We start from the raw sequence: 24,964 nt of genomic DNA, 5'->3' as shown, positions 1-24,964 counted from the left end.
GTTGGACTGTGGGGGGAGCCTTGAGCACCTGGGGCCTCGCGTTTCCGTGTGAGGAGTGCGATGCTGATACGCCGCCAGCGTACCCATTCCGGGTCATGCCAAACGGAATGATTCCGCCCAGTCCCGGCGCAGCGGATCCCTGTCAACCATGCCTTGTGGAACGGGTGTTGGGGCATCGGCCGGGTGACTTGAATCCGACCGGATCTTCGCCCTCGCCACCTCGCGCACTCACCCGCAGCAGCACCACCCGACCGGCCGTGGGGGTCATGCTCACGGTCGCGGACGCCCCGCGGGTCGGCGTTGCATAAACGTGCATCACTACGTATAGTCATGCCATCCAGAGGAGGATGGACATGGCGGTACGTGCGGCGGTGGCCGGAGCGAGCGGATACGCGGGCGGAGAGGTCCTGCGCCTGCTCCTCGCGCACCCCGAGGTCGAGATCGGTGCCCTGACGGGCAACTCCAACGCCGGCCAGCGGCTCGGCGCGCTCCAGCCGCATCTGCTGCCGCTGGCCGACCGTGTGCTGACCGAGACCACGGCCGAGGCCCTCGCCGGGCACGACGTCGTCTTCCTCGCGCTGCCGCACGGGCAGTCCGCCGCCGTCGCCGAGCAGCTCGGCCCGGACGTCCTCGTGGTCGACATGGGCGCCGACTTCCGGCTCCAGGACCCGGCCGACTGGGAGCGCTTCTACGGCTCCCCGCACGCCGGCACCTGGCCCTACGGCCTTCCCGAGCTTCCGGGTGCCCGCGCCCGGCTCACGGGGTCCAGGCGCATCGCGGTGCCCGGTTGCTACCCCACCGCCGTCTCCCTCGCCCTGTACCCGGCCTATGCGGCCCACCTCGCCGAACCCGAGGCGGTGATCGTCGCCGCTTCCGGCACCTCCGGCGCGGGCAAGGCGCCGAAGCCGCACCTGCTCGGCAGCGAGGTGATGGGCTCCATGTCGCCGTACGGCGTCGGCGGCGGCCACCGGCACACCCCCGAGATGATCCAGAACCTCAGCGCGGCGGCCGGCGAACGGATCTCCGTCTCCTTCACGCCGACCCTCGCGCCGATGCCCCGCGGCATCCTCGCCACGTGCAGCGCGTCCGCCAGGCAAGGGGTGACCGGCGAGTCCGTGCGGGCCGCCTACGAGAAGGCCTACGCCGACGAGCCGTTCGTCCACCTGCTCCCCGAGGGCCAGTGGCCCGCGACGGCGTCCGTCTACGGTTCCAACGCCGTTCAGGTGCAGGTCGCGTACGACGCAGCGGTGGGTCGCATCATCGCGATCAGCGCCATCGACAACCTGACCAAGGGCACCGCGGGCGGTGCCGTCCAGAGCATGAACATCGCCCTGGGTCTCGACGAGACCACCGGGCTTTCCACGATCGGAGTCGCACCGTGAGTGTCACGGCAGCCAAGGGGTTCACGGCGGCGGGCATCGCCGCCGGGATCAAGGAGAACGGCAACCCCGACCTGGCCCTCGTGGTCAACAACGGGCCGCGCCGTGCCGCCGCGGGCGTCTTCACCTCCAACCGTGTGAAGGCCGCGCCGGTGCTCTGGTCCGAGCAGGTCCTCAAGGGCGGCCAGGTGTCCGCGGTGGTCCTGAACTCCGGCGGCGCCAACGCCTGCACCGGCCCCAAGGGCTTCCAGGACACGCACACCACCGCCGAGAAGGCGGCCGAGGTGCTCGGCCGGGGCGCCATCGAGGTCGCCGTCTGCTCCACCGGCCTCATCGGCGTGCTGCTGCCCATGGACAAGCTGCTCCCGGGCATCGGGACGGCCGCCGCCCAGCTCTCCGAGCACGGCGGCGAGAAGGCCGCCATCGCCATCAAGACCACCGACACCGTCCACAAGACGTCCGTGGCGACCAGGGACGGCTGGACCGTCGGCGGCATGGCCAAGGGCGCGGGCATGCTCGCCCCCGGCCTCGCCACCATGCTGGTCGTGCTCACCACGGATGCGGAGCTGGACGGCGACGCACTGGACAGGGCGCTGCGCGCGGCGACACGCACGACCTTCGACCGCGTCGACTCCGACGGCTGCATGTCCACCAACGACACGGTGCTGCTGCTCGCCTCCGGGGCGGCCGGGGTCACCCCCGAGTACGCGGAGTTCGCCGAGGCCGTCCGGCAGGTCTGCGACGACCTCGGGCAGCAGCTCATCCGCGACGCCGAGGGCGCCAGCAAGGACATCAAGGTCGAGGTGATCAACGCCGCGACCGAGGACGACGCCGTCGAGGTGGGCCGCTCCATCGCCCGCAACAACCTCCTCAAGTGCGCGATCCACGGCGAGGACCCCAACTGGGGCCGCGTCCTGTCCGCCATCGGCACCACGCGGGCAGCCTTCGAGCCCGACCAGCTCAACGTCGCCATCAACGGCGTCTGGGTGTGCAAGAACGGCGGCGTCGGCGAGGACCGCGAGCTGGTCGACATGCGCTACCGCGAGGTGCACATCGTCGCCGACCTCGCGGCCGGCAGCGAGACCGCCACCATCTGGACCAACGACCTCACCGCCGACTACGTCCACGAGAACAGCGCCTACTCCTCATGAGCACCGGAACGACGCGTAAGCACACAGCCCTCCCCAAGGCCCAGACGCTCATCGAGGCGCTGCCCTGGCTGACCCGGCACCACGGCAAGACCGTCGTCATCAAGTTCGGCGGCAACGCCATGGTGAACGAGGAACTGAAGGCCGCCTTCGCCCAGGACGTGGTCTTCCTGCGGCACGCCGGCCTCAGGCCCGTCGTGGTGCACGGCGGCGGCCCCCAGATCAGCGCCGCCCTCGACCGGCACGGCATCGTCAGCGAGTTCAAGGCGGGCCTGCGCGTCACCACCGAGGACGCCATGGACGTCGTACGCATGGTGCTGGCCGGACAGGTGCAGCGCGAGCTGGTCGGGCTGCTCAACCAGCACGGCCCGTTCGCCGTCGGCCTCACCGGCGAGGACGCGCACACCCTCACCGCCACCAAGCACCAGCCCGAGATCGACGGCGAGCTGGTCGACATCGGGCGGGTCGGCGAGATCACCGCGATCGACACGGGCGCGATCGAGGCCCTGCTCGCCGACGGCCGCATCCCGGTCGTGTCGTCGATCGCCCGATCCCAGGACGACGGACATGTCTACAACGTCAATGCTGATACGGCGGCTGCGGCACTCGCTGCGGCACTGGGGGCCGAAACCCTCATGGTCCTCACGGACGTGGAGGGCCTCTACGAGGACTGGCCCCACTCCGACGAGGTGATCAGCCGCCTCACCGCTTCCCAGCTGGAGAAGCTGCTGCCGGAGCTGTCGGCCGGCATGGTGCCGAAGATGGAGGGCTGCCTGCACGCGGTGCGCAACGGCGTGACGACCGCCCGCGTCATCGACGGCCGGGTCCAGCACTCGATCCTGCTGGAGATCTTCACCGACGAGGGCATCGGCACGATGGTCGTGCCCGACGGAGCCGAGGGGGAGCAGTCATGACGGGTACCGCGACCAACGCAGAACTGACCGCGCGGTGGCAGGGCGCGCTCATGAACAACTACGGCACCCCGCGGCTGCCCCTCGTACGCGGCGAGGGCGCCCGGCTGTGGGACGCCGACGGCAAGGAGTACCTGGATTTCGTCGGCGGCATCGCGGTCAACGCGCTCGGCCACGCCCACCCGGCGGTCGTCGAGGCGGTGAGCCGGCAGATCGCGTCCCTCGGGCACGTCTCCAACCTGTTCGTCGCCGAGCCGCCCGTCGCCCTCGCCGAACGCCTCCTCCAGCTCTTCGGCCGGGACGGCAGGGTCTTCTTCTGCAACTCCGGTGCCGAGGCCAACGAGGGCGCCTTCAAGATCGGCCGGCTGACCGGGCGCACCCACATGGTGGCCACCACGGGCGGCTTCCACGGCCGCACCATGGGCGCGCTCGCGCTCACCGGCCAGCCCGGCAAGCAGGCGCCGTTCCTGCCGCTGCCCGGCGACGTCACCCACGTCCCGTACGGCGACGCCCAGGCACTGGCCGCGGCGGTCACCGAGGAGACGGCCCTCGTCGTCATCGAGCCGGTCCAGGGCGAGAACGGGGTCGTGGTACCCCCGGCCGACTACCTCAAGGCGGCCCGGGCGATCACCGCCGCCACCGGGGCGCTGCTCGTCCTGGACGAGGTGCAGACGGGCGTCGGCCGCACCGGGAACTGGTTCGAGTACCAGGCCCACGAGGGCGTCCTGCCCGACGTGGTCACGCTGGCCAAGGGGCTCGGCGGCGGACTGCCGCTCGGCGCCGCCGTGGCCTTCGGGCGGGCCGCCGAGCTGCTCCAGCCCGGCCAGCACGGCACGACCTTCGGCGGCAACCCGGTCGCCTGCGCCGCGGGGCTCGCCGTCCTCGACACCATCGCGGCCGAGGGACTGCTGGAGAACGTGAAGCGGCAGAGCGGCGCGCTGCGCGACGGAATCGAGGCGCTGAACCACCCGTTGATCGACTATGTCCGGGGTGCGGGCCTCCTGCTGGGTATCGTGCTCACCGGGCCGCTCGCACCGCAGGTGCAGCAGGCGGCCCAGGAGGCCGGGTTCCTGGTGAACGCGCCCGCTCTCGACGTCGTACGGCTCATGCCGCCGTTGAACCTGAGCGACGACGAGACAGGCGCCTTCCTCCAGGCGCTGCCCGGCATCCTCGACGCAGCGGACCCAGTGAATGGGGACGGACGATCCGGAGAATGAGACGACGATGAGTCAGGCGCAGGACCACGAGCAGGCGGCGGGTGCCGGGCCCGCCGTGCCGCAGACCCGCACCGCACGGCACCGCCGGATCGTGGACATCCTCAACCGGCAGCCGGTGCGGTCGCAGAGCCAGCTGGCCAAGCTGCTCGCGGACGACGGGCTGAATGTCACCCAGGCGACGCTGTCGCGGGACCTCGACGAGCTGAACGCGGTCAAGATCCGCAACACCGACGGCGAACTGATCTACGCGGTGCCGAGCGAGGGCGGCTTCCGCACGCCGCGCGCTCCGCTCGGGGGGTCGGCGAAGGAGGAGCGGATGCGGCGCCTCTCCCAGGAGCTGCTGATCTCCGCGGAGGCCTCCGCCAACCTCGTGGTCCTGCGCACCCCGCCCGGAGCCGCGCAGTTCCTCGCCTCCGCCATCGACCAGGCCGAGCTGCACGACATCCTGGGCACCATCGCCGGTGACGACACCCTGCTGCTGATCAGCCGGGAACCGACCGGGGGACAGGCCCTCGCGGACCATCTGCTGCGGCTGGCGCAGAACGGGCACTGACTGACCCGCATGCAGGGCTCCGCCCGCCGACGGAGAATGGGAATGTGATCTTCCGCGGTGAGCGGGCAATCCCCTGGCGGCGGCCGACCGTATACAGAGGTGTGTCGGGTTTCCGGTTCCCCGTGGGCCGCCTCCCGGACGAAGCACTGCTGTCCGGGCTGGCCACCGGTGATCCGGAACTCGCGGTCACCTTCGTACGGAGGTTCCAGCACAGGGTCTTCGGTGTCGCGATGGCGGTCACCGGGGATCCGCAGCTCGCCGAGGACATCGCCCAGCAGACGTTCGAGCGTGCGTGGCGCCATGCGCAGATCTACGACTCGCGCCGCGGGTCGGTCATGACCTGGCTGACGACCATCGCGCACAACCTCGCCATCGACGCCGTCCGTGCGCGCCGGACGGAGCCGGTGGCACCCGAGGACCTCGACGCCCTCCTGGGTGTCGTCACCGAGACCCCCGAGCAGTGGGCGCTGGCCGAGGAGGCCTCGTCCCAGCTCCGGGCCGCGCTGGCGCGGCTGCCGCGGGAACAGGCCCGTGCCCTGGTGATGGCAGGGATCTACGGAATGACGGCCCAGCAGATCGCCGACGCGGAGAACATTCCGCTGGGTACCGCCAAGACACGGATCCGGGCCGCGATGGCGAAACTGCGGACCACACTCGCGTCTCCGAAGCGAGGCGACCATGTCCAGTGACGCGAACTGCGAGAAGGTGCGGGAGATCGGCGCCGAACTGGCGCTGGGCGTGCTGCCCGGCCGCGAGCGGGCCGAGGCCGTCGCGCATCTGGACCGGTGCGCCGACTGCCGGGAGTACGTCGAGCAGCTGACCCTCGTCGGTGACGGGTTGATCGGCCTGCTGCCGGACCGCGAGCCGCCGCCCGGCTTCGAGACCCGCGTGGCGCGCAGCCTGGCCCAGAACGCGACGGCGCACGAGGTGCGCCAGTCCGCGCGCGCGTCCGGCACCGGCCACCAGGGCCTGCGCGGCCGCGCCCGCCGGGCCCGGCTGCGGATCGCCTCGGTCGCGGTCGCCCTCGCGGTGGCCTGCGGGTTCGCCGGCTGGGCGATCGGCACCGCCGTCGAGGAGGTCACGGCCTCGGCGCCCGCGGCCGTCGAGAGCGAGCCGGTACTGGTCGGAGACCTGGCCTCGGCCGGGGGTGGCACGGAGCCCGTCGGTGAGGTCTACGCCCACCCCGGGAACCCCGGCTGGGTCTTCATGACCGTCGGACTCACCGGCCCCGGCACCGCGTACAGCGGCAAGGTCAGCTGCCTCCTGGAGCGCTCCGACGGCACGACGGTCCGCGTCGGCCAGTTCGACCTGCGCGACGGACACGGCCAGTGGGGCGCGTCCGTTCCCGTCGACCCGCGGGCGGTCTCCGGCGCCCGCGTGGTGTCCGCCGACGGCACCGTCCTCGCCTCGGCCGACCTGCAGACGGGGCAGGTCGTGACGAGGGAGGCGTGACGGCGGCGCCCGCCGGTCCTCAGACGCGGAACGCGGAGTGTCGCGCGCCGGGCAGCGTGGCCTCCAGCGCGGCGGCCAGTTCGGCGACCGTGGGCCGGCACGAGGCATCGGCCCGGAGACAGCCGTCGACGGCAGCGGCGAGCGCAGCAGGCATCCGCCGCCGGGACGCGACAGGCGGGGCGTTCTGCTGCAGCTGCGGATACCGGCCGTCCGGGCCACCGGCACTACCGTCGTCCGCCTCCTCCCCGTCGCAGGGCTCGTCGCTCCCGGTCCCGCCGCACTCGAACGGCAGGCCACCACAGGCGACCTCGAACAAGGTGATGCCGATGCCCCACACGTCGGCGGCCGCAGTGAGCGGTCCGCCACGGGCCTGTTCGGGGGCGAGGTAGCCGAGCGTGCCCACGCCCGTGGGCGCGGGCCCGGGCGGCCGCGCGACGCTCAGGTCCAGCACCTTCGCATGACCGCAGTCCACCACCACGTTGGACGGCTTGAGGTCCAGATGCAGCAGTCCCTGTCCGTGGAGGTAGTGGACCGCTGAACACAACTGCACGCCGAGAAGCGCCATGTCGGCGGCGGCCGGCCGCCGCCGCAACCGGTGCAGGAGGTGGGACAGCGTCTCACCGGTCAGGGTCTCCAGGACCACGAGCGGCTCGGGCGACACGAAGGTCGCGTAGCCGCGCACCAGGTGCGGATGGGTGAAACCGCACAGCCAGCGGCCCTCCCGCAGCAGCCGCTCGCGCAGCCGCGCCTCGCCCCGGCGGTCGGGACGCACCGTCTTGACCACGCAGCGGCAGGCCCGTTCCTCGCTCCAGGCGTCGTAGACGTCGAGCCAGCCGGTGCGCGTCAGATGCGCCAGGACCTCGTAGCCCGGGACCGGTCTCGCGCCCGGTGCCAGGGGCGGGGCCGCCGCTGCGCGGACGCTCACGACAGCACCTTTCCCGGGGCCGCGGACCGGGTCGTGCCGTTCAGCCGGTGCAGCCGGGCGTACGTCCCGTCGCGCCCGAGCAGGTCGTCGTGGGTGCCCTGCTCGACGACGCGGCCGTGGTCGAGCACCACGATGCGGGTGGCGTCACGGACGGTCAGCAGATTGTGGGAGATGACCACGGTCGTCCGCCCGGCCATGAGCCGGCGCAGCGGATCCATGATCCGCCGGCCCGACCCGGCGTCGAGCCCGGTGGTCGGTTCGTCGAGCAGGAGCACGGGCGCGTCCCTGACCATCGCACGGGCGATCGCCAGACGCTGGCACTGTCCGCCGGAGAGCGTCCGGCCGCGCTGGCCGACCAGCGTGTCGTAGCCCTCCGGGAGCGACTCGATGAACTCGTGCGCGTCCGCGGCACGCGCCGCCGCGACGATGTCCGCCTCCGTCGCCTCCGGCCGGCCGTAGGCGATGTTGTCCCGCACGGTGCCGTGGAAGACGAGCGTCTCCTGCAGCACCACCGCGACGTTCGCCCGCACGTCGCACAGGCGCAGGTCCCGCAGGTCGACCCCGTCGAGGCGGACCGCTCCGCGGTCGGGGTCGTAGAACCGCAACTGCAGTTTCGCCACCGTCGACTTGCCGGCCCCGCTGGCCCCGACCAGTGCCAGGGTCTCTCCCGGTGCGACGTGGAACGAGACTCCGGACAGCGCCCAGGACGACGTGCCCGGATAGCGGAAGCCGACGCCGTCGAACTCCACGTCACCGCGCGCGCGGCCGGTCCGCCGGGCCCCCGGGGCGTCGACCACCTGCGGCCGCTGGTCCAGCAACTCGATGATCCGTTCGGCCGAGGCGGACGCCGCGTAGAAGGTGGTGCCGAGGTGGGACAGGTCGCGGACGGGCCCGTAGAGCTTGCCGATCAGCGCCAGGAACACCAGCAGACCGCCCAGAGTGAGCTGTCCCTGAGCCAGTTTCCAGGTGCCCAGACCCATGACCGCGAGGCCGCCGGACACCTCGATGACGTCGACGACGGGGCCGTAGACGCCCCGGATCCGCGCCGAGGCCATCGCCGCCCGGAACCTGCCGACGTTCTCCCGCTCGAACCTGCGCTCCTCCCACCCCTGCCGGTTGTACGCCTGCACCAGGGCGACATTGCCCAGCGACTCCTCGGCGATCGCGCTGATCGAGCCGCTGCGGCGCCTGCGCTCCCGCGACGCCTCCTTGATCCGCCGGGAGAAGTGCCGGGCCGCGCCCCAGAACAGCGGCACGATGACCAGGGCGAGGAGGGTGAGATCCCACTGCAGGTAGAACAGCAGGCCGAGGAACATGCCCAGGCTGATCACGTAGTAGAGGGCGTCCGCCACGCCGGAGAGCAGGAACGTCTCGACCGCGTCGACATCGCCCGTGATCCGCGACAGCACGTCGCCGAGCCGCCTGCGTTCGAAGAATCCGAGCGACAGCCCCTGGACGTGCCGGAACACGTCGGAGCGAAGAGTGAGCAGGAACCGTTCGCTCACCCAGGTGGACGTGACGTCGTCGGCGAAGCCCAGAACGCCGGAAGCGACGATGAGCCCGAGATAGGTCGGTGCGATCCACAGGAGCGGCCCGAGATCACGGGGCACGAGCACATCGTCCACCACGATCTTGAAGAGCCATATCTCCCCGGCGTCGACGGCGGGGCCGATCAGGCTGAGGAGGACGACGGGGACGAACCACCGTCGGCCACCGCGGGTGTAGGGCCAGAAGCGCCGGAACACCGCGCGCGGGGCGACGGGGGGCGCGGCCTCGACCACGGCGTCGGACGTCTCGCCGACCGCCGGCAGCCGCCGCAGGACATGCACCATGGCATGCGTTCCTCGTGGATCGACGGCTGAACGGACCGGGTCCTCCGGTTTCCGGTCCCCTCAGCCTCCGGGTGCGATCAGTAGCCGTTGTGGCCGTTGCCGTGGCCGCCGTGGTCGTGACCGTGACCGTGGCCGTTGCGGTGGCCGTGGTCGTGACCGTGACGGTCGCCGTGGTCGTGCCGGTGCCCGTGCCGGGAGGAGTCGTCGCGTGACGTGTCCCGCCCGTGGTCGTGATGACTGGCAGGCATGAGACTGCTGAAGATGGCCATTGCGTTACCTCCTGAAACTTGCTGCACAGGGGATACGTCTCAGGGCGGAAGTTGGATGGCGTTTCCGGATGAAAGTGAAAAAACATGCCACTTCGCAGCCGTGCCCTCAGCCCAGCCGCGCGGCCAGTCCTCCGGTGCACCGCACCTCGTCGCCCGCGGTGATCAGCAGGCCCTCGACGTCCGGCAGCGACTCCAGCCAGGCCAGGCCCGCCCGCGACCCCATCGCGAACGCCGCCGTGGCCCAGCAGTCCACCCAGGTCAGCCGAGGGCCCACCACGGTCACCGCGACCAGGTCCGTCACCGCCGGTCTGCCGGTGCGCGGATCCACGATGTGCGCCCCGCGCTCGGCCGTACCCGAGGTGGCCACCGACAGCTCGTCCACCCCGGCCGCCGAGATCACCGCCGCCAGCCCGCCCGGCCGCAGGGGATCGGCCACCCCCACCCGCCACGGCCGCTGCGGCTCCGGCGCGCCCAGCAGCTGGACGTCACCGCCGCCGTTCACGCTGACCCCGCGCACCCCGTCCACCGCGGCCAGCAGCCGCGCCGCCCGCTCGGCGGACCAGCCCTTCACGATCCCGGTCGGATCCAGCGACCCCCGGTACCGGGTGCTGAACCACCCCTCGCTCGCGCGCTCCGCCTCGGCCGCCAGCTCCAGCACCTCGGCCACCTCGGGAGCGCACTGCTCGACGGTCAGCTCGCCCTGGGCCAGCCGGGACACCTCGCTGTCCTCGCGGTACGTGGAGAAGAGCGCGTCGACCCGGTGCAGGCCCGCGACGGCCACCTCCAGGGCCCGCAGAACCGCACGCGGGTTCCCGCCGCGGACGTCGAAGGAGAAGACGGTCCCCATGACCTCCTCCGCATGACGCACCGCGGCGGGAGCCTCAGCCGGCTCGGCCACCGCGTCAGCCACCGGCCTGGTCCAGCGCCGACTGGAGCGACTGCCGGTAGCCGGTGCTGGTGTAGGTGGCGCCGGAGACCGCGTCGATGTCCGCGTTCCCGGCCGCCACGGCCTCCTGGTTGAGCTTGGGGACGGCGAGCGCGGTCTTCTGGTCGCTGAGGCCGCCCTTGGGCGCCTGCACCGCCTCCGCCTTGGTGATCCTGCCGCCCGCGACCGTGATCCGCACCTGCACCGGGCCGTACTGCGTCTCGGCGGCCTTGCCGGTGACGGTACGCGCCTGCGCCTGCCCCGAGCCGGACGAGCCCGACGAGCCCGACGTTCCGGAGGAGCCCGACGAGGAGGCCTTCATCTTGTCCAGCGCCGACTGGAGCGACTTCTTGTACCCCGTGCTGGTGTAGGTGGCCCCGGACACCGCGTCGACCTGCGCGCTCTGCGCCGCCACGGCCTCCTGGTTGAGCTTGGGCACGGCGAGCGCGGTCTTCTGGTCGCTGAGGCCGCCCTTGGGTGCCTGCACCGCCTCCGCCTTGGTGATCCTGCCGTCGGCGACGGTCAGTCGTACCTGCACGACCCCGTACTCGGTCTGTGCCGCGTCTCCGGTCACCGTGCCGGCCCCGGCTCCGCCCTGCTGACCGCCCTGGGGCGAGTCCTGGGCCCCCGCCGTCTGCTGCGGTGCCGCGCCCGCCGCCGACGCGGCGGCCGGATCCGACGCGGGCTTGAGCGACAGCAGCAGCACGACACCGGACACGGTGGCCGCGGTGGCCAGCACGACGCGCCGAATGGGGTGGCTCTTCCTCATCGCTTCGCAGCTCCCGCTCACATCTCGAACGACTCGTGGTGGATACGGCGCGCAGGGACTCCCGCGCCGCGCAGTGCCTCGTACACCGACTGCGCGAACCCGGGCGGGCCGCACATGAAGACATCGTGGCGATCGACGTCCGGGATCTTCCGCTGGAGGTTCTCCGGGGAGATGTCCGGCCGCTCGCCCTCGGGGCTGTTGACCGCGTACATCAGCCGGGCGCCCCGCTCCTCGGCGATCGCGGCCAGCTCGTCCCACAGCGCCAGGTCCTGGGTGGTGTTGGCCCGGTAGAGCAGCGTGATGTCACCGGCCGCCCCGGGCAGCGTCTCGAACAGCGCCCGCATCGGCGTGATGCCGACCCCGCCCGCCACCAGCAGCACCTTGCCCTCGCTGCGCCGCTGGGCGGTCATCGCGCCGTACGGTCCCTCCGCCCACACCCGGGTGCCGGGTGTGAGGTCCCGCAGCCGGGTGCTGTGGTCGCCGATCGCCTTGACCGTGATCCGCAGCATGTCGGGGCGGGGCGCCGCCGACAGCGAGTACGGGTGCGAGCTGAACCGCATGCCGGGCGCGAGGAACCGCCAGCGGAAGAAGTGGCCCGCCTCCGCGCCCATCCGGTGCAGCTTCCGCCCGCCGATCAGCACCGACACGATGCCCGGCGTCTCCTCGATCACGGCTTCCACGCGCATGCGGTGACGGAGGTTCAGCCGGACGGGGGTGAGGATCCGGTACCAGACCACGAGCGCGGTGACGGTGCCGTAGAGCCCGTACCAGAAGGTCTTGGCAGACGGCTCGACCGCGAAGTCGTTGCCGGCGGTGATCTGGTGCCAGAACGTCAGGAACACCGCCGCGTACGTGAGCAGGTGGACGTGGTACCAGATGTCGTACGGCAGCCGGCGGCGGATCGCGCCCATCGACGTCAGTCCGATGAGCACGAACAGACCGGTGCCGACGGCCGCCTTGCCCATGTCCGGGAGCTGGTTGATGGAGTCGATGGTCTGCTGGACGATGTCACCGAGCGACTTGCCTGCCTGGAGCGCGTACCCCCACATGGTGAGGAAGACGTGCGCGACGACCAGGCTGAGCGTGTACCGGCCGCTCATCGCGTGCCAGCGGGCCACCCGGTCGGAGCCGACACGCCGTTCCAGCGCCGGTACACGCGCCATCTGGAGCACGACCAGCGCCATCAGATAGCCGGCCAGCAGGCCGGTGATCCGGCCCGCGTTCAGGATCTTGCTGTTGTCGTCGGCGATGGACGAGGTGTTGTGCCACCAGAGCCACAGCACGGCCGCCGCGCCCGCCCAGACCGCCAGCAGCAGCGGAACGGCGGGGGAGCGGCGCGGGCGGATGCGGCGCATCGTCTGGCGGCGGGCGGCACGTCCGCCTGCGAGCGTGGTGGTCACGGTTCCTCCGTGGGACTTGACCTTGGCCCACAGATACGTGCCACGTCCGTTGAGTGTTCAGAGGCCTGCCGAGTCGAGTGCGGACTGGAGTGACTGGCGGTAGCCGTCGCTGGTGTACGTGGCCCCCGAGACCGTGTCGATCTGCGCGCTCTGGGCGGCCAGCGCCTCGCGCCGCAGCTGGGGGACGGCGTAGCTGTTGATCTCCTGGTCACGCGGATTGTCCTGCGGGTAGCTGACCGCGGTGACGTCGGTGAGTCTGCGGTTCTTGATCGTCACCCGCACCTGGACCGGGCCCCACCGGGTTTGGACGGTGTCGCCGGTGACGGTCCTGGTGGCGGTGCTCGGCGCACTCGTCGAACCCGGCGAGGCGCTGGAGCTGCTGCTGTTCGGTGCGGGCGAGGGCGAACCCACCGCGAGTACCGGGCTCGTGTGCGGCTTCAGCGACAGCAGCAGCACCATCCCGGAGACGGTGGCTGCGCTTGCGAGCACCACACGGCGCAGGGGGCGGTTCTTCTTCAGTGCGTGCATGTGTGATCCCTACAGCTCGAACGACTCGTGGTGGATACGACGGTCCGGGACCCCGGCCGCCCGCAGCGCGCCGTACACGTCCTGGGCGAAGCCGTGCGGGCCGCAGATGTAGACGTCGTGGTCGGTGAGCCCCGGGAAGGTCGCCCGCAGAGACTCGGCCGTGATGCTCGGCCGCTCCCCGCGCGACCCGTTGAGCGCGTACAGCACCTGCGCGCCCCGCCAGCGGGCTATCGCCTCCAGCTCTCCGCCCAGCGCCAGGTCCTCGGCGCTGCGTGCCCGGTAGAGCAGGGTGACCTCGCCGGGCAGCGTCTCGAACAGTGCCCGCAGCGGGGTGATGCCGACACCGGCCGCGATCAGCAGGGACCGCTGCCCGGTGGCCCGCTCTGCGGTCAGGGAGCCGTACGGGCCCTCCGCCCACACCCGGGTGCCCGGCCGTAGCAGCGCCACGGCCGCGCTGTGGTCGCCGAGCGCCTTGACCGTGATCCGCAGCAGGTCAGGGCGCGGGGGTGCCGACAGGGAGTACGGCGTCGACGTCCATCCCATGCCTTCGCCGAGGAACCGCCAGCGGAAGAACTGCCCCGGCCGCGCGCCCAGCTCGTCCAGGCGCCGCCCGCGGACGACGACCGAGTACACGCCCGGCGCCTCCTTGTGCACCGACTCCACCCGCAGGCGGTGCCGCCGGTTGAGCCGGACCGGGGCGAGGACGCGGAACCACACCACCAGGGCCGCCACCCCGAGGTAGAGCGCGTACCAGACGGCGGTGGCCACCGGCTTGCCGTTGAACTCGTCGCCCAGTGCCAGCTGGTGCCCGAAGGCGAGGAAGACGGCCGCGTAGGTGAGGAGGTGGACGTAGTACCAGAACTCGTAGCCGGTACGGCGGCGCACGGCCCGCGCCGAGGTGACGCCGACCGCGAAGAGGATCACCGTGCCGGCGGTGGCCTTCAGCATCTCCGGGTAGTCCAGCACGACGGTGACCGTCTCGTGCCACAGCGAGGCCCGGTCCTGGGCGGCGTACCCGGCCAGGATCAGCGCGATGTGCGCGACGAGCAGGCAGACGGTGTACCGGCCGGCCATCGCGTGCCACCGGACCACCCGGTCGGAGCCGATCCGGACCTCCAGCAGCGGCACCCGCGCCATCAGGCCGACCAGCACCGCGCAGGCGTACCCGCACAGCAGCCCGGCGATCCGCCCGGCCCCGGTCAGCCAGCCCGCCGTACCGACCACGGCCCCCGTGTCCGCCCACCAGAGCGCGACCACGGCCGCCGCTCCCGCCCACAGCACGGCCAGCAGGGGCCCCGCGGGGGAGCGGCGCCGGGCGGTCAGGGGCCGGGGCGGGGCCGCCCGCCCCGCATCCACGGTGGTCATGAATGGTCGTCCCTTCGTCCGTCGTGCCGGGCCACTGTGCGGTCCGAACCTCTGAGACAGCTCTGAGCGGCCGCCGTACCCAGCCGACTCAGAGGAAACTCAGAGCCGCCCGGGCGGCCTGCTGCCCCGCGCACGAGCGATGCTGGTGGACGCGATGAACTCCACCCGCTCCGGCCGCCCGGCCCTCACCCGACCCGACGGCACACCGCTGCGCGTCCTGGTCGTCGACGACGACCCCGACCTCGCGGAGGTGCTCACCGGCGCCCTGCGCTACGAGGACTGGGAGGTGCGCGCGGCCGGCGACGGCGCCGGCGCGGTCACCGCCGCGCGCGAGCTGCTGCCCGACGCCGTCGTCCTGGACGTGATGCTCCCGGACACCGACGGCTTCGCCGTGCTGCGCCGCCTGCACGAGGTGAAGCCGGACGTCTGCGTGCTCTTTCTCACTGCACGGGACGCGGTCGAGGACCGCATTGCCGGCATCACGGCGGGCGGCGACGACTACGTCACCAAGCCCTTCAGCCTGGAGGAGGTCGTCGCCCGGCTGCGCGGACTGCTGCGCCGCGCGGGCATGGCCCGCCAGCTGGAGGAGGGGCCGCGGCTGACCGTGGGCGACCTGGTCATGGACGAGGAGACACGCGAGGTGACCCGGAGCGGTGAGCTGGTCGAACTCTCGCCGACCGAGTTCGAGCTCCTCCGCTTCCTCATGCGCAACCCGCGCCGGGTGCTGAGCAAGGCGCAGATCCTCGACCGGGTCTGGTCCTACGACTTCGGCGGCCGGGCCCATGTGGTCGAGCTGTACATCTCCTACCTGCGCAAGAAGGTGGATGCGGGCCGCGAACCCATGATCCACACGGTCCGCGGCGCGGGCTACGTCCTGAAGCCGGTGCCCCGGTGAACTCGGTACGACGCCTGTCCCGCCCGCGCACCCTGCGCGCCCGTCTCACCGTCGGGCTGGTGGTCCTGCTCGCGGTGAGCTGTGCGGCCGTGGGACTCGCCGCGGTCGTCGAACTGAACGGCTTCCTCACCCAGCGTGTCGACGAACAGCTCACCCAGGTCGGTACCCGGTTCCCGGAGAGCCTGGAGCACCACGGTCAGCTGCCCGACGACCTCCCCCAGTCTCGAAAGGACTCGACCGGGGGGACCCCCGTCGGTGACGAGCACGGCGACACCCGCCGCCTGGCCACCGGCACCTTCGGCGCCCGTCTGCTGAACGGCGAGGTCACCAACATGGGCCTCATCCGCTCCGGCGATCCCTCCGCGGACCTGAGCGTGGACCTGACCGCCGGGGACCGGAAGTGGCTGGCCGCGGTACCGGCCGACGGCAGGCCCCACACCGTCGACCTGTCCGTCCTGGACGGCTACCGGGTCGTCGCCAGGCCGGGCCGGGACAAGGACGTCCTGATCGTCGGCCTGCCGCTGGAGCCGGTCGAGGCCGCCGTCCACCGCCTCGAACTGGTGGCCGGGATCGTCTTCGGCCTGGCCCTGGTGGCGACCGGCGTGGCCGGGGCCTGCTGGGTCCGCTGGTCGCTGCGGCCGCTGAGCAGAGTGGCGGCGACCGCCACTCGGGTCAGCGAACTCCCGCTCGCCAGCGGCGAGGTGGCCCTGCCGCCCCGGGCCCCGGAACCCGACTCCCGCAGCGAGGTCGGCCGGGTGGCGGCCGCCTTCAACCGCATGCTGGGCCACGTCGAGGACGCCCTGACCAAACGCCACGCCGGCGAGGAGCGGCTGCGCCGCTTCGCCGCCGACGCCAGCCATGAACTGCGCACCCCGGTCGCCTCGGTCCGCGGCCACGCCGAGCTGGCCCTCCTGCACCCGGGTCCGGTCCCACCGGAGGTGACCCGCGCCCTGGAGCGCATCGCCGCCGAGTCCTCCCGCATGGGCGACATGGTCGACGACCTGCTCCTCCTGGCCCGCCTCGACGCGGGCCGGCCGCTGGAGCGCCGGCCCGTCGACCTGACCCACATGGTCCTGGATGCGGTGGCGGACGCCCGGGCCGCGGGCCCCGACCACCGCTGGACCCTGGACCTCCCGGAGGAACCGGTCACGGTCACGGGCGACACCCACCGCCTGCACCAGGTGCTGGCCAACCTGTTGGCCAACGCGCGTCTGCACACACCCGTCGGTACGAAGGTGACGGTGACCCTGGAGACCGAGGACGGCTCGGCCCGCCTCTCTGTCCACGACGACGGCCCCGGCGTCCCCGAGGACGTCCAGCCGGGCGTCTTCGAACGCTTCACCCGCGCGGAACACCGCCGCCGCCAGGACGCCCCGGGCGGCGGAGCCGGCCTGGGCCTGTCCATCGTGGCGGCGGTGGTCGAGGCGCACGGGGGGAGCGTCGGGCTGGAGAGCAGGCCGGGGGCGACGACGTTCACCGTACGGCTGCCGTCGGGCGAGGTCAGTAACTGGTGATGGCCGTGGCGCCGTCCACGGTGCCGATCGCGATGTGCGGCTTCCTGTCGGGATCCGCCCACTTCAGGATCTGCTGCATCGCATCCTCGGGCACGGACACACAACCGGCCGTCGCCGCCTGCCCGTTCACGTGCAGGAAGATCCCGGCCCCCCGCCCCCGCACGGGCTGGTCGTAGTTGAACCCGATGACGAGCCCGTACGCGTACTGGGGGTCGTAGCTGATCAGTTTCTCGGACTCCGAGGCACGGCAGTCGGCCGGCAGCGGGTCCACCCAGCGGTTGTACGACGTCGAGTCGTTGTCCTCGCACCACCAGGAACTGTCCTTCACCGCCCGGAAGGCGAGGCGTGTGCCGGCAGGCGCGGCCTTGATCCCGAAGGCGAACGGAAGGCCGTACAACCCGGTCGGCGTCGTGTTCGTCCCCTGCTTCCGCGCGCCCTCCTCCACCAGCCCCTTCGACCCGAACCGGGCCGGTGCGGACCCGGTCTCCACCCACTGGCCGTCCCGCAGGTCCCACCAGGTGACCGTGCCGGACGTCGAGTCGGTGGCCGGTGCCTGGGCCGTGATGAGCTGCGTGCCGCCACCGGTGTCCGCCATCTGTGCGGGCAGCGGGACCGGCGAGCAGTCGGGTGCGAAGGCGAGGCCGCAGACGGAAGCGGACACGAGGGCGAGGGCGACAGCGGGGCGCATGGCTCAGAAGCTAGACGGAGGGAGCGGCAACGGCAGCCCGGGTAGGCCATCCAGGCTCGTCGCGATGTGCTCCTTCTTCGTGAAGTACGTGCTCAGCGAGGCGTCGTCCTCGCGCGCGAAGCGCTTTCCATGCAGGTCGCGGTCCTCCTCGTACGCCATGTAGGGGACGGCGTACCCACAGGAGTCGCGGATCAGCTCGGCGTGGACGACGACGATCGCGCGCAGCCCGTGCTGCCCCGGGTCGATGTCCGGGAAACGCGCGAGCAGCTCCGTGAAGCGCGGGTCGTCGCGGAAGACCGGCTCGCCCCGGCCGTGCATGCGCACGATGTTCGGCGGGCCCTGGAAGGCGCACCACATGAGGGTGATCCGGCCGTTCTCCCGCAGGTGGGCGATCGTCTCCGCGTTGGACCCGGCGAAGTCGAGGTAGCCCACGGTGAGTTCGTCCAGCACCGCGAACGAGCCCCTCAGACCCTTGGGGGAGAGGTTGATCGTGCCCTCGTCGGAGAGGGGGGCGGTCGCGGTGAAGAAGAGGGGCTGCTCCTCGATGAACGTCCTGAGCCTGCCGTCGATGCGTTCATAGGTCTTTCCCATGTCTAACGATTATCGACGAGACTCGTTTGGCTGTCTAAGGAATTGCCGGATCCGCAGCGCGGGATCCACCGCGGCCGCCCCGGCCGGCGCTGCCTCGGGGCGGCCATGGCTGCCTGTCAGATCACTTGGTGAGCGTGCAGGCGGCCAGCGTGTCCAGGCCGGTCGGCTTGGCCGAGGTCCGGCCGATGGCGATGGCGATGCGGTCGATCGTCGACACCCGCTTGTCCTTCAGGGGGCCGAGGATCGCGTTGTTGACGAAGTTCGGTCCGCCCTGGCCCACGGTGTTGGCCAGGCGTGTGTTGGCTTCCCGGATCTGTGTCTGGAGCAGGGTGAGGTTGCGGTCGACCTCGGCCTTCGCGGATGCGGGGACCGCGGGCAGCTTGGAGGTGACGTCCGGGCAGGTGATCGTGCCCGCCGCGCTGCTCCCGCCGGACGCGGCCCCGCCGCCCGACTGCCGGCCCGTCGCGGTGCCCGGGGCGGTGGTGGCGGACGCCCGGCCGCCGCCGGCGTTCGCGCCCCCGCCCGTGTTCAGCGTGCACGGCGCGAGCGAGTCGAGGCCGGTCGGCTTGGTCGCCGTACGCCCGATCGCCGTGGCGATGCGGTTGACGGTCGACACCCGCTTGTCCTTCAGGGGGCCGAGGATCGCGTTGTTGACGAAGTTCGGTCCGCCCTGGCCCACGGTGTTGGCCAGGCGTGTGTTGGCTTCCCGGATCTGTGTCTGGAGCAGGGTGAGGTTGCGGTCGACCTCGGCCTTCGCGGATGCGGGGACCGCGGGCAGCTTGGAGGCGACGTCCGGGCAGGTGATCGTGCCGGGGGCGGCGAGCGTGCGGGCCTCGGTGGCGCTGCCGCTCTTGCCGGGCGTCCCGGCGAGCGCGGAGCCGGCGATCACCGCGCCGGACAGCACCACGGCGGCAGCGCCGCCGATGACCGCCACGCGACGCTTGTTGTACTTCGGAAGAGCCCTGGACATGCGGATGCCTCACTTGGGTCAGGAGTGGGTCGTGATCGGGTCGGGCAACGCGGCGCCTGCGTTCGGGGGGAAGTACGAGAAAGCGGTTTCGTTCGTTCAACCCTTTGCGAAACTCCCGCTCCGCCGGAGCGGCGATTGACGAATCATGCAGAGTTCTGCATACTCATGCATGTCAGCGTGTGCAGTGTGAGGAGAAACCCGTGACCGAGCGCGTCGTACTCGCCTACTCGGGCGGTCTGGACACCTCCGTCGCCATCGGCTGGATCGCCGAGGAGACGGGCGCCGAGGTCATCGCCGTCGCGGTGGACGTCGGCCAGGGCGGAGAGGACCTGGACGTCATCCGCAAGCGCGCCCTCGCCTGCGGTGCCGTCGAGGCCGAGGTCGCGGACGCCAAGGACGAGTTCGCCGACGAGTACTGCCTCCCGGCGATCAAGGCGAACGCCCTCTACATGGACCGCTACCCGCTGGTCTCCGCCCTCTCCCGGCCGACGATCGTCAAGCACCTCGTCGCCGCCGCCCAGAAGCACGGCGCCACCACGGTCGCCCACGGCTGCACCGGCAAGGGCAACGACCAGGTCCGCTTCGAGGCCGGCATCGTCGCCCTCGCCCCCGACCTGAAGTGCATCGCCCCGGTCCGCGACTACGCGATGACCCGCGACAAGGCGATCGCCTTCTGCGAGGAGAAGCGGCTCCCCATCGCCACCACCAAGAAGTCCCCGTACTCCATCGACCAGAACGTCTTCGGGCGCGCGGTCGAGACGGGCTTCCTGGAGGACATCTGGAACGCCCCGATCGAGGACATCTACGAGTACACCTCCAACCCGGCCACCCCGCGCGAGGCCGACGAGGTGATCATCACCTTCAAGGAGGGCGTCCCGGTCGCCATCGACGGCAAGCCCGTCACCGTCCTGCAGGCCGTCCAGCAGCTCAACCAGCGCGCCGGCGCCCAGGGCGTCGGCCGGATCGACATGGTCGAGGACCGGCTGGTCGGCATCAAGTCCCGCGAGGTGTACGAGGCCCCGGGCGCGATCGCGCTCATCACGGCCCACCAGGAGCTGGAGAGCGTCACCGTCGAGCGCGAGCTGGCCCGCTACAAGCGGCAGGTCGACCAGCGCTGGGGCGAACTGGTCTACGACGGTCAGTGGTTCTCCCCGCTCAAGCGCGCCCTGGAGGGCTTCGTCAACGAGGCCAACCAGCACGTCTCCGGCGACATCCGGATGACCCTGCACGGCGGCCGCGCGGTCGTCACCGGCCGCCGCTCGGAGGCGTCCCTGTACGACTTCAACCTCGCCACCTACGACACCGGCGACACCTTCGACCAGGCCGCGGCCAAGGGCTTCATCGACATCTACAGCCTGTCGTCGAAGATCGCCGCCAAGCGTGACCTCTCGTAAAACCGACCGAACTTCCTAGGAGCAGCGCAAGTGAGCAGCAACAGCGGTGACGTACGGCTCTGGGGCGCCCGTTTCGCCGACGGTCCCGCCGAGGCCCTGGCCAAGCTGTCCGCGTCCGTCCACTTCGACTGGCGGCTCGCGCCCTACGACATCGCCGGTTCGCGCGCCCACGCGCGCGTGCTGCACAAGGCGGGTCTGCTCACCGAGGACGAGCTGACCCGCATGATCGCGGGCCTCGACCGGCTCGAGGCCGATGTCGCGGACGGCTCCTTCGTGGGCACCGTCGCCGACGAGGACGTCCACACCGCCCTGGAGCGCGGCCTCCTGGAGCGGCTCGGCCCCGACCTCGGCGGCAAACTGCGCGCCGGCCGCTCCCGCAACGACCAGGTCGCCACCCTCTTCCGCATGTACCTGCGCGACCACGCCCGGATCATCGGCGGCCTGATCGCCGACCTCCAGGACGCGCTGATCGGCCTGGCGGAGGCCCACCCGGACGTGGCGATGCCCGGCCGCACCCACCTCCAGCACGCCCAGCCGGTGCTCTTCGCCCACCATGTCCTGGCCCACGTCCAGTCCCTGTCCCGGGACGCCGAGCGGCTGCACCAGTGGGACGAGCGGACGGCGGTGTCGCCGTACGGCTCGGGCGCCCTGGCGGGCTCGTCCCTCGGCCTGGACCCGGAGGCGGTCGCCGCCGACCTCGGCTTCGAGCGCGGCAGCGTCGGCAACTCCATCGACGGCACGGCCTCCCGCGACTTCGTCGCCGAGTTCGTCTTCATCACCGCGATGATCGGCGTGAACCTCTCCCGGATCTCCGAGGAGATCATCATCTGGAACACGAAGGAGTTCTCCTTCGTGACCCTGCACGACGCGTTCTCCACGGGCTCGTCGATCATGCCGCAGAAGAAGAACCCGGACATCGCCGAGCTGGCGCGCGGCAAGTCGGGCCGCCTGATCGGCAACCTCACCGGGCTCCTGGCCACCCTCAAGGCCCTGCCCCTCGCCTACAACCGCGACCTCCAGGAGGACAAGGAGCCGGTCTTCGACTCCTGCGACCAGCTGGAGGTCCTGCTCCCCGCCTTCACCGGCATGATCGCCACGCTCACGGTCCACCGCGAGCGCATGGAGGAGCTGGCCCCGGCCGGCTTCTCGCTCGCCACGGACATCGCCGAGTGGCTGGTCAAGCAGGGCGTGCCGTTCCGTGTGGCGCACGAGGTCGCCGGCGAGTGCGTGAAGGTCGCCGAGGCCGAGGGCAAGGAGCTGGACGGCCTGACGGACGAGCAGTTCGCGAAGATCTCCGCCCACCTGACCCCCGAGGTGCGCTCCGTCCTCAACGTCCCGGGCGCCCTCGCCTCCCGCAGCGGCCGCGGCGGTACGGCACCCAGCGCGGTCGCCGTCCAGCTCGCCGAGGTCAAGGCGGACGTCGCGGCACAGCACCGGTGGGCGGACGCCAAGAAGAAGTAGCCGCCAGGCATCGCGAGTAGCCGCCGGGCGTCGCGAGTAGCCGCCGGGCGTCGCGGGTTACGTTGGTCGCAGCCAGCCGACCGGAACGGAGCCCGCGATGCCCTTCGCCCGTCTCGCCTCAGCCACGACGCCCACCTGCCACCTCGGCCTGGGACTCGCCGCCGTCGGCCGCCCCGGCTACATCAACCTGGGCCGCGAGGAGGACCTCCCACCGGTCCGCAGTGTCGACGCGCTGCGCGAGCGCACCCATGAACTCCTCGAGGCCGCCTATGCCCAGGGGGTGCGCTACTTCGACGTCGCCCGCTCCTACGGCCGCTCCGAGGAGTTCCTCGCCGACTGGCTGAACGCCCGCCCGGACATCGACGACGTGGTGGTCGGCAGCAAGTGGGGCTACACCTACACCGCAGGCTGGTCCACCGACGCCGAACAGCACGAGGTCAAGGACCACAGTCTGGCGACGTACGAGCGGCAGCGCGCCGAGACCGACGCACTCCTCGGCGACCGGCTCGACCTCTACCAGATCCACTCGGTGACCCCGGACAGCCCCGCCCTCACCGACAAGGAGCTCCACGCGAGGCTCGCCGAGGCCGCCGCCGCCGGCCTCAGCATCGGCTTCTCCACCAGCGGCCCCGCCCAGGCCGACGCGATCCGCGCCGCCCTCGAGGTGACGGTCGACGGAGCGCCCCTCTTCCGTACCGTCCAGTCGACGTACAACGCCCTGGAGACCTCGGCGGGGCCCGCGCTCGCCGAGGCACACGACGCCGGACTGACCGTCATCGTCAAGGAGGGCATGGCCAACGGCCGGCTCGCCGCGCCGCACGCCCCGGACGTGTTGCAGGCCGTGGCCGAGGAGACCTCCCTCGGCTGTGACGCCGTGGCCCTCGCCGTGATCCTGCGTCAGCCTTGGGTGGGTGTCGTCCTCTCCGGCGCCGCGACCGTCACCCAGCTCGCCTCCAACCTCCACGCGGCCGTCGTGGACCTGGACGTGGACCAGCTGACCCGCCTCACCACGCTGGCGGAGGACCCGCGCATCTACTGGGAGCAGCGCGGCCGACTGCCCTGGCACTGACGGATCACCCCTCCGACCAGCACTGATGAGTCACGCATGCCTATGGTGAGACAATGATGTCTCACATGGGCTAAACTTGTCTCATGGCCCTGGATCGTGACCACGTGCTGCGCAGCGCAGCCTCCCTGCTGACCCGCAAGTCCACGGCGACCATGGACGAGGTCGCCAAGGCCGCCGGGATCAGTCGGGCCACGCTGCACCGCCACTTCGCCGGGCGCGACGCGCTCGTGCGCGCGCTGGAGGCGCTCGGCATCGCGGAGTGTGAGGCGGCCCTGGACACGGCCCGCCTGGACGAGGGTCCGGCGGGCGAGGCCGTACGCCGCCTGGTCCGGGCCATCGAGCCCTCGGCCGCCCTGCTCGCCTTCCTCTACACCGAGAACCAGCTGTTCGAGGGCGAGCAGCAGAACCAGGGCTGGGCCCGCATCGACGAACGCCTCACGGCTCTGTTCCGGCGCGGCCAGGAGGGCGGCGAGTTCCGCATCGACCTCACCCCGGCCTGGCTCACCGAGGCGCTGTACGGCCTGCTGGCCTCCGGCGCCTGGGCGGTGGCCGAGGGCCGGGTGGCCTCGAAGGACTTCACCTACATGATCGTCGAGCTGTTGCTCGGCGGCGCACGACGTACGGACGCACCACGAAGAGAGGAATCATGACCAGCACCCTGCAGCCGGTTCGCGCGGCGGAGGTGGAGAAGCGCCCGGGCCGCTGGCTCGCGCTCTCCGTCCTCGTCCTGGCCGTGCTGCTGGTGGCCGTCGACGCCACCGTCCTCGGCCTGGCGACCCCCTACATCAGCGAGGACCTCAACCCCTCCGGCACCCAGCTCCTGTGGATCGGTGACGTCTACTCCTTCGTCATCGCCGGTCTGCTGGTCTCCATGGGCAGCCTCGGCGACCGCATCGGCCGCAAGCGGATCCTGCTCGTCGGCGCCACGGCGTTCGGTGCCATCTCCGTCCTGAACGCCTACGCGACGACTTCCGAACTGATGATCCTGGCGCGGGCGCTGCTCGGTGTCGCGGGCGCGACCCTGATGCCCGCCACCCTCGCGCTGATCCGCAACCTCTTCCACGACCCGCGCGAGCGCAGCCTCGCCGTCGGCATCTGGGGCGCGACGGCCTCCGCCGGTACGGCGGTCGGCCCGATCGCGGGCGGCTTCCTGCTCGAACACTTCTGGTGGGGCTCGGTCTTCCTGATCAACCTGCCGGTGATGGCGGTCCTGGTGCTCGTCGGTGTCCGCACGCTGCCCGAGTCCCGTAACCCGAACCCCGGCCCCTGGGACATGATCAGCGTCGTCCTGTCGCTCGTCGGCATGATCGCCCTGGTCTACGCGGTCAAGGAGGCCGCCAGCCACGGCTTCACCTGGCCCACGCTCGCCGCGGCCCTGCTGGGGGCGACGGCCCTCTACGGCTTCGTACGCCGTCAGCTCACCATGCCGGCCCCGCTGCTGGACATGCGCCTGTTCCGGCGCCGTGGCTTCAGCGGAGCCGTGCTCGCCGACCTGCTGACCGTGCTGGGTATGTCCGGCCTGGTGTTCTTCCTCTCCCAGTACCTGCAACTCGTCCAGGGCAGGCGCCCCTTCGAGGCGGGCCTGGCCGAACTGCCCGCCGCCGTCGGCGCGGTGGCGGCCGGCCTGGTCGCGGGGCGCGGGGCCCGCCGCCCCTGCGAGGGGGGGCGTGGGGTGGGGGGGGGGGGCGCCGGGGGGGGGGGCCGCGCCG

25 protein-coding genes are annotated in these 24,964 nt (G+C 71.8%); 14 read left to right on the top strand and 11 right to left on the bottom strand.

Features of this window, described 5'->3' with window-relative positions; translation table 11 throughout:
- Positions 1–353 precede the first annotated feature (353 nt).
- The 7 genes from argC to ABZ471_RS37540 all read left to right on the top strand — a co-directional run bounded on the left by argC (position 354) and on the right by ABZ471_RS37540 (position 6,660).
- Positions 354–1,382 (top strand): N-acetyl-gamma-glutamyl-phosphate reductase, encoded by a 1,029-nt coding sequence (gene argC / locus ABZ471_RS37570; protein WP_359072990.1) that lies wholly within the window; start codon positions 354–356, stop codon positions 1,380–1,382.
- On the top strand, positions 1,379–2,530 hold the full coding sequence (gene argJ / locus ABZ471_RS37565) for a bifunctional glutamate N-acetyltransferase/amino-acid acetyltransferase ArgJ (protein ID WP_359072988.1): 1,152 nt from the start codon (positions 1,379–1,381) through the stop codon (positions 2,528–2,530). Before argC ends, argJ begins: the two co-directional genes overlap by 4 nt.
- Positions 2,527–3,441 (top strand): acetylglutamate kinase, encoded by a 915-nt coding sequence (gene argB, locus ABZ471_RS37560; protein ID WP_359072986.1) that lies wholly within the window; start codon positions 2,527–2,529, stop codon positions 3,439–3,441. The genes argJ and argB overlap by 4 nt, the downstream gene beginning before the upstream one ends.
- Positions 3,438–4,655, top strand: a complete 1,218-nt coding sequence (locus ABZ471_RS37555; protein WP_359072985.1) for an acetylornithine transaminase — start codon at positions 3,438–3,440, stop codon at positions 4,653–4,655. Before argB ends, ABZ471_RS37555 begins: the two co-directional genes overlap by 4 nt.
- 7 nt (positions 4,656–4,662) lie before the next feature.
- Positions 4,663–5,208, top strand: coding sequence for an arginine repressor (locus ABZ471_RS37550; protein WP_359072983.1), 546 nt, complete (start codon positions 4,663–4,665; stop codon positions 5,206–5,208).
- Between the two features lie 101 nt (positions 5,209–5,309).
- On the top strand, positions 5,310–5,897 hold the full coding sequence (locus ABZ471_RS37545) for a sigma-70 family RNA polymerase sigma factor (RefSeq protein ID WP_359072981.1): 588 nt from the start codon (positions 5,310–5,312) through the stop codon (positions 5,895–5,897).
- Positions 5,887–6,660: a zf-HC2 domain-containing protein gene (locus ABZ471_RS37540; protein ID WP_359072979.1), complete on the top strand. Its 774-nt coding sequence runs from the start codon at positions 5,887–5,889 to the stop codon at positions 6,658–6,660. The genes ABZ471_RS37545 and ABZ471_RS37540 overlap by 11 nt, the downstream gene beginning before the upstream one ends.
- 19 nt (positions 6,661–6,679) lie before the next feature.
- Here the strand turns inward: ABZ471_RS37540 and ABZ471_RS37535 are convergent, their stop codons facing one another.
- From ABZ471_RS37535 to ABZ471_RS37500, 8 genes are all read right to left on the bottom strand, one after another.
- Entirely contained in the window at positions 6,680–7,585 is a 906-nt protein-coding gene (locus tag ABZ471_RS37535) for a serine/threonine-protein kinase (protein WP_359072977.1), read from the bottom strand.
- Positions 7,582–9,417 (bottom strand): ABC transporter ATP-binding protein, encoded by a 1,836-nt coding sequence (locus ABZ471_RS37530; protein WP_359072975.1) that lies wholly within the window; start codon positions 9,415–9,417, stop codon positions 7,582–7,584. Before ABZ471_RS37530 ends, ABZ471_RS37535 begins: the two co-directional genes overlap by 4 nt.
- A 77-nt stretch (positions 9,418–9,494) precedes the next feature.
- The gene (locus tag ABZ471_RS37525) at positions 9,495–9,686 is read right to left on the bottom strand and encodes a hypothetical protein (RefSeq protein ID WP_359072974.1); all 192 of its coding nucleotides are present in this window, start codon (positions 9,684–9,686) and stop codon (positions 9,495–9,497) included.
- 106 nt (positions 9,687–9,792) lie between these two features.
- On the bottom strand, positions 9,793–10,533 hold the full coding sequence (locus ABZ471_RS37520) for an FAD:protein FMN transferase (protein WP_359072973.1): 741 nt from the start codon (positions 10,531–10,533) through the stop codon (positions 9,793–9,795).
- 55 nt (positions 10,534–10,588) lie between these two features.
- The gene (locus tag ABZ471_RS37515) at positions 10,589–11,380 is read right to left on the bottom strand and encodes an FMN-binding protein (protein ID WP_359072971.1); all 792 of its coding nucleotides are present in this window, start codon (positions 11,378–11,380) and stop codon (positions 10,589–10,591) included.
- Positions 11,381–11,397: 17 nt separating this feature from the next.
- Positions 11,398–12,780 (bottom strand): ferredoxin reductase family protein, encoded by a 1,383-nt coding sequence (locus ABZ471_RS37510; protein WP_359072970.1) that lies wholly within the window; start codon positions 12,778–12,780, stop codon positions 11,398–11,400.
- Positions 12,781–12,837: 57 nt separating this feature from the next.
- Positions 12,838–13,308 carry an FMN-binding protein gene (locus ABZ471_RS37505; RefSeq protein ID WP_359072968.1) on the bottom strand — a complete coding sequence of 157 codons (471 nt, stop codon included), beginning with the start codon at positions 13,306–13,308 and terminating at the stop codon, positions 12,838–12,840.
- A 9-nt stretch (positions 13,309–13,317) separates the two neighbouring features.
- Positions 13,318–14,673, bottom strand: coding sequence for a ferric reductase-like transmembrane domain-containing protein (locus ABZ471_RS37500; RefSeq protein WP_359072967.1), 1,356 nt, complete (start codon positions 14,671–14,673; stop codon positions 13,318–13,320).
- 154 nt (positions 14,674–14,827) lie between these two features.
- Between ABZ471_RS37500 and ABZ471_RS37495 the strand changes: the two genes are divergently transcribed.
- On the top strand, positions 14,828–15,568 hold the full coding sequence (locus ABZ471_RS37495; protein WP_359072966.1) for a response regulator transcription factor: 741 nt from the start codon (positions 14,828–14,830) through the stop codon (positions 15,566–15,568).
- The gene (locus ABZ471_RS37490) at positions 15,565–17,082 is read left to right on the top strand and encodes a HAMP domain-containing sensor histidine kinase (protein ID WP_359072965.1); all 1,518 of its coding nucleotides are present in this window, start codon (positions 15,565–15,567) and stop codon (positions 17,080–17,082) included. Before ABZ471_RS37495 ends, ABZ471_RS37490 begins: the two co-directional genes overlap by 4 nt.
- Here ABZ471_RS37490 and ABZ471_RS37485 read toward each other — a convergent pair.
- From ABZ471_RS37485 to ABZ471_RS37475, 3 genes are all read right to left on the bottom strand, one after another.
- The gene (locus ABZ471_RS37485) at positions 17,069–17,770 is read right to left on the bottom strand and encodes a L,D-transpeptidase family protein (RefSeq protein ID WP_359072963.1); all 702 of its coding nucleotides are present in this window, start codon (positions 17,768–17,770) and stop codon (positions 17,069–17,071) included. The two genes, ABZ471_RS37490 and ABZ471_RS37485, sit on opposite strands and share 14 nt — an antisense overlap.
- Before the next feature lie 3 nt (positions 17,771–17,773).
- On the bottom strand, positions 17,774–18,361 hold the full coding sequence (locus tag ABZ471_RS37480; protein WP_359072962.1) for a pyridoxamine 5'-phosphate oxidase family protein: 588 nt from the start codon (positions 18,359–18,361) through the stop codon (positions 17,774–17,776).
- 121 nt (positions 18,362–18,482) lie between these two features.
- Positions 18,483–19,331 carry a hypothetical protein gene (locus ABZ471_RS37475; RefSeq protein WP_359072960.1) on the bottom strand — a complete coding sequence of 283 codons (849 nt, stop codon included), beginning with the start codon at positions 19,329–19,331 and terminating at the stop codon, positions 18,483–18,485.
- A 200-nt stretch (positions 19,332–19,531) separates the two neighbouring features.
- On the opposite strand from ABZ471_RS37475, the gene ABZ471_RS37470 reads away from it, so the two are divergent.
- The 5 genes from ABZ471_RS37470 to ABZ471_RS37450 form a co-directional block, all read left to right on the top strand.
- Positions 19,532–20,725, top strand: a complete 1,194-nt coding sequence (locus ABZ471_RS37470; RefSeq protein WP_359072958.1) for an argininosuccinate synthase — start codon at positions 19,532–19,534, stop codon at positions 20,723–20,725.
- A gap of 30 nt (positions 20,726–20,755) precedes the next feature.
- The gene (gene argH / locus ABZ471_RS37465; RefSeq protein WP_359072956.1) at positions 20,756–22,186 is read left to right on the top strand and encodes an argininosuccinate lyase; all 1,431 of its coding nucleotides are present in this window, start codon (positions 20,756–20,758) and stop codon (positions 22,184–22,186) included.
- A gap of 97 nt (positions 22,187–22,283) precedes the next feature.
- Positions 22,284–23,255, top strand: a complete 972-nt coding sequence (locus ABZ471_RS37460) for an aldo/keto reductase (RefSeq protein ID WP_359072954.1) — start codon at positions 22,284–22,286, stop codon at positions 23,253–23,255.
- Positions 23,256–23,338: 83 nt separating this feature from the next.
- Positions 23,339–23,905: a helix-turn-helix domain-containing protein gene (locus ABZ471_RS37455; RefSeq protein ID WP_359072952.1), complete on the top strand. Its 567-nt coding sequence runs from the start codon at positions 23,339–23,341 to the stop codon at positions 23,903–23,905.
- The coding region (locus tag ABZ471_RS37450; protein ID WP_359072950.1) for an MFS transporter at positions 23,902–24,964 on the top strand (1,063 nt) is incomplete at its 3' end. The genes ABZ471_RS37455 and ABZ471_RS37450, both read left to right, overlap by 4 nt.

The sequence above is a fragment of the Streptomyces sp. NPDC005728 genome, from assembly GCF_040630895.1.
GTDB lineage: Bacteria > Actinomycetota > Actinomycetes > Streptomycetales > Streptomycetaceae > Streptomyces.
Note: the sequence above shows the minus strand (reverse complement) of the source record. Positions and strands in the feature narration are given on the sequence as shown.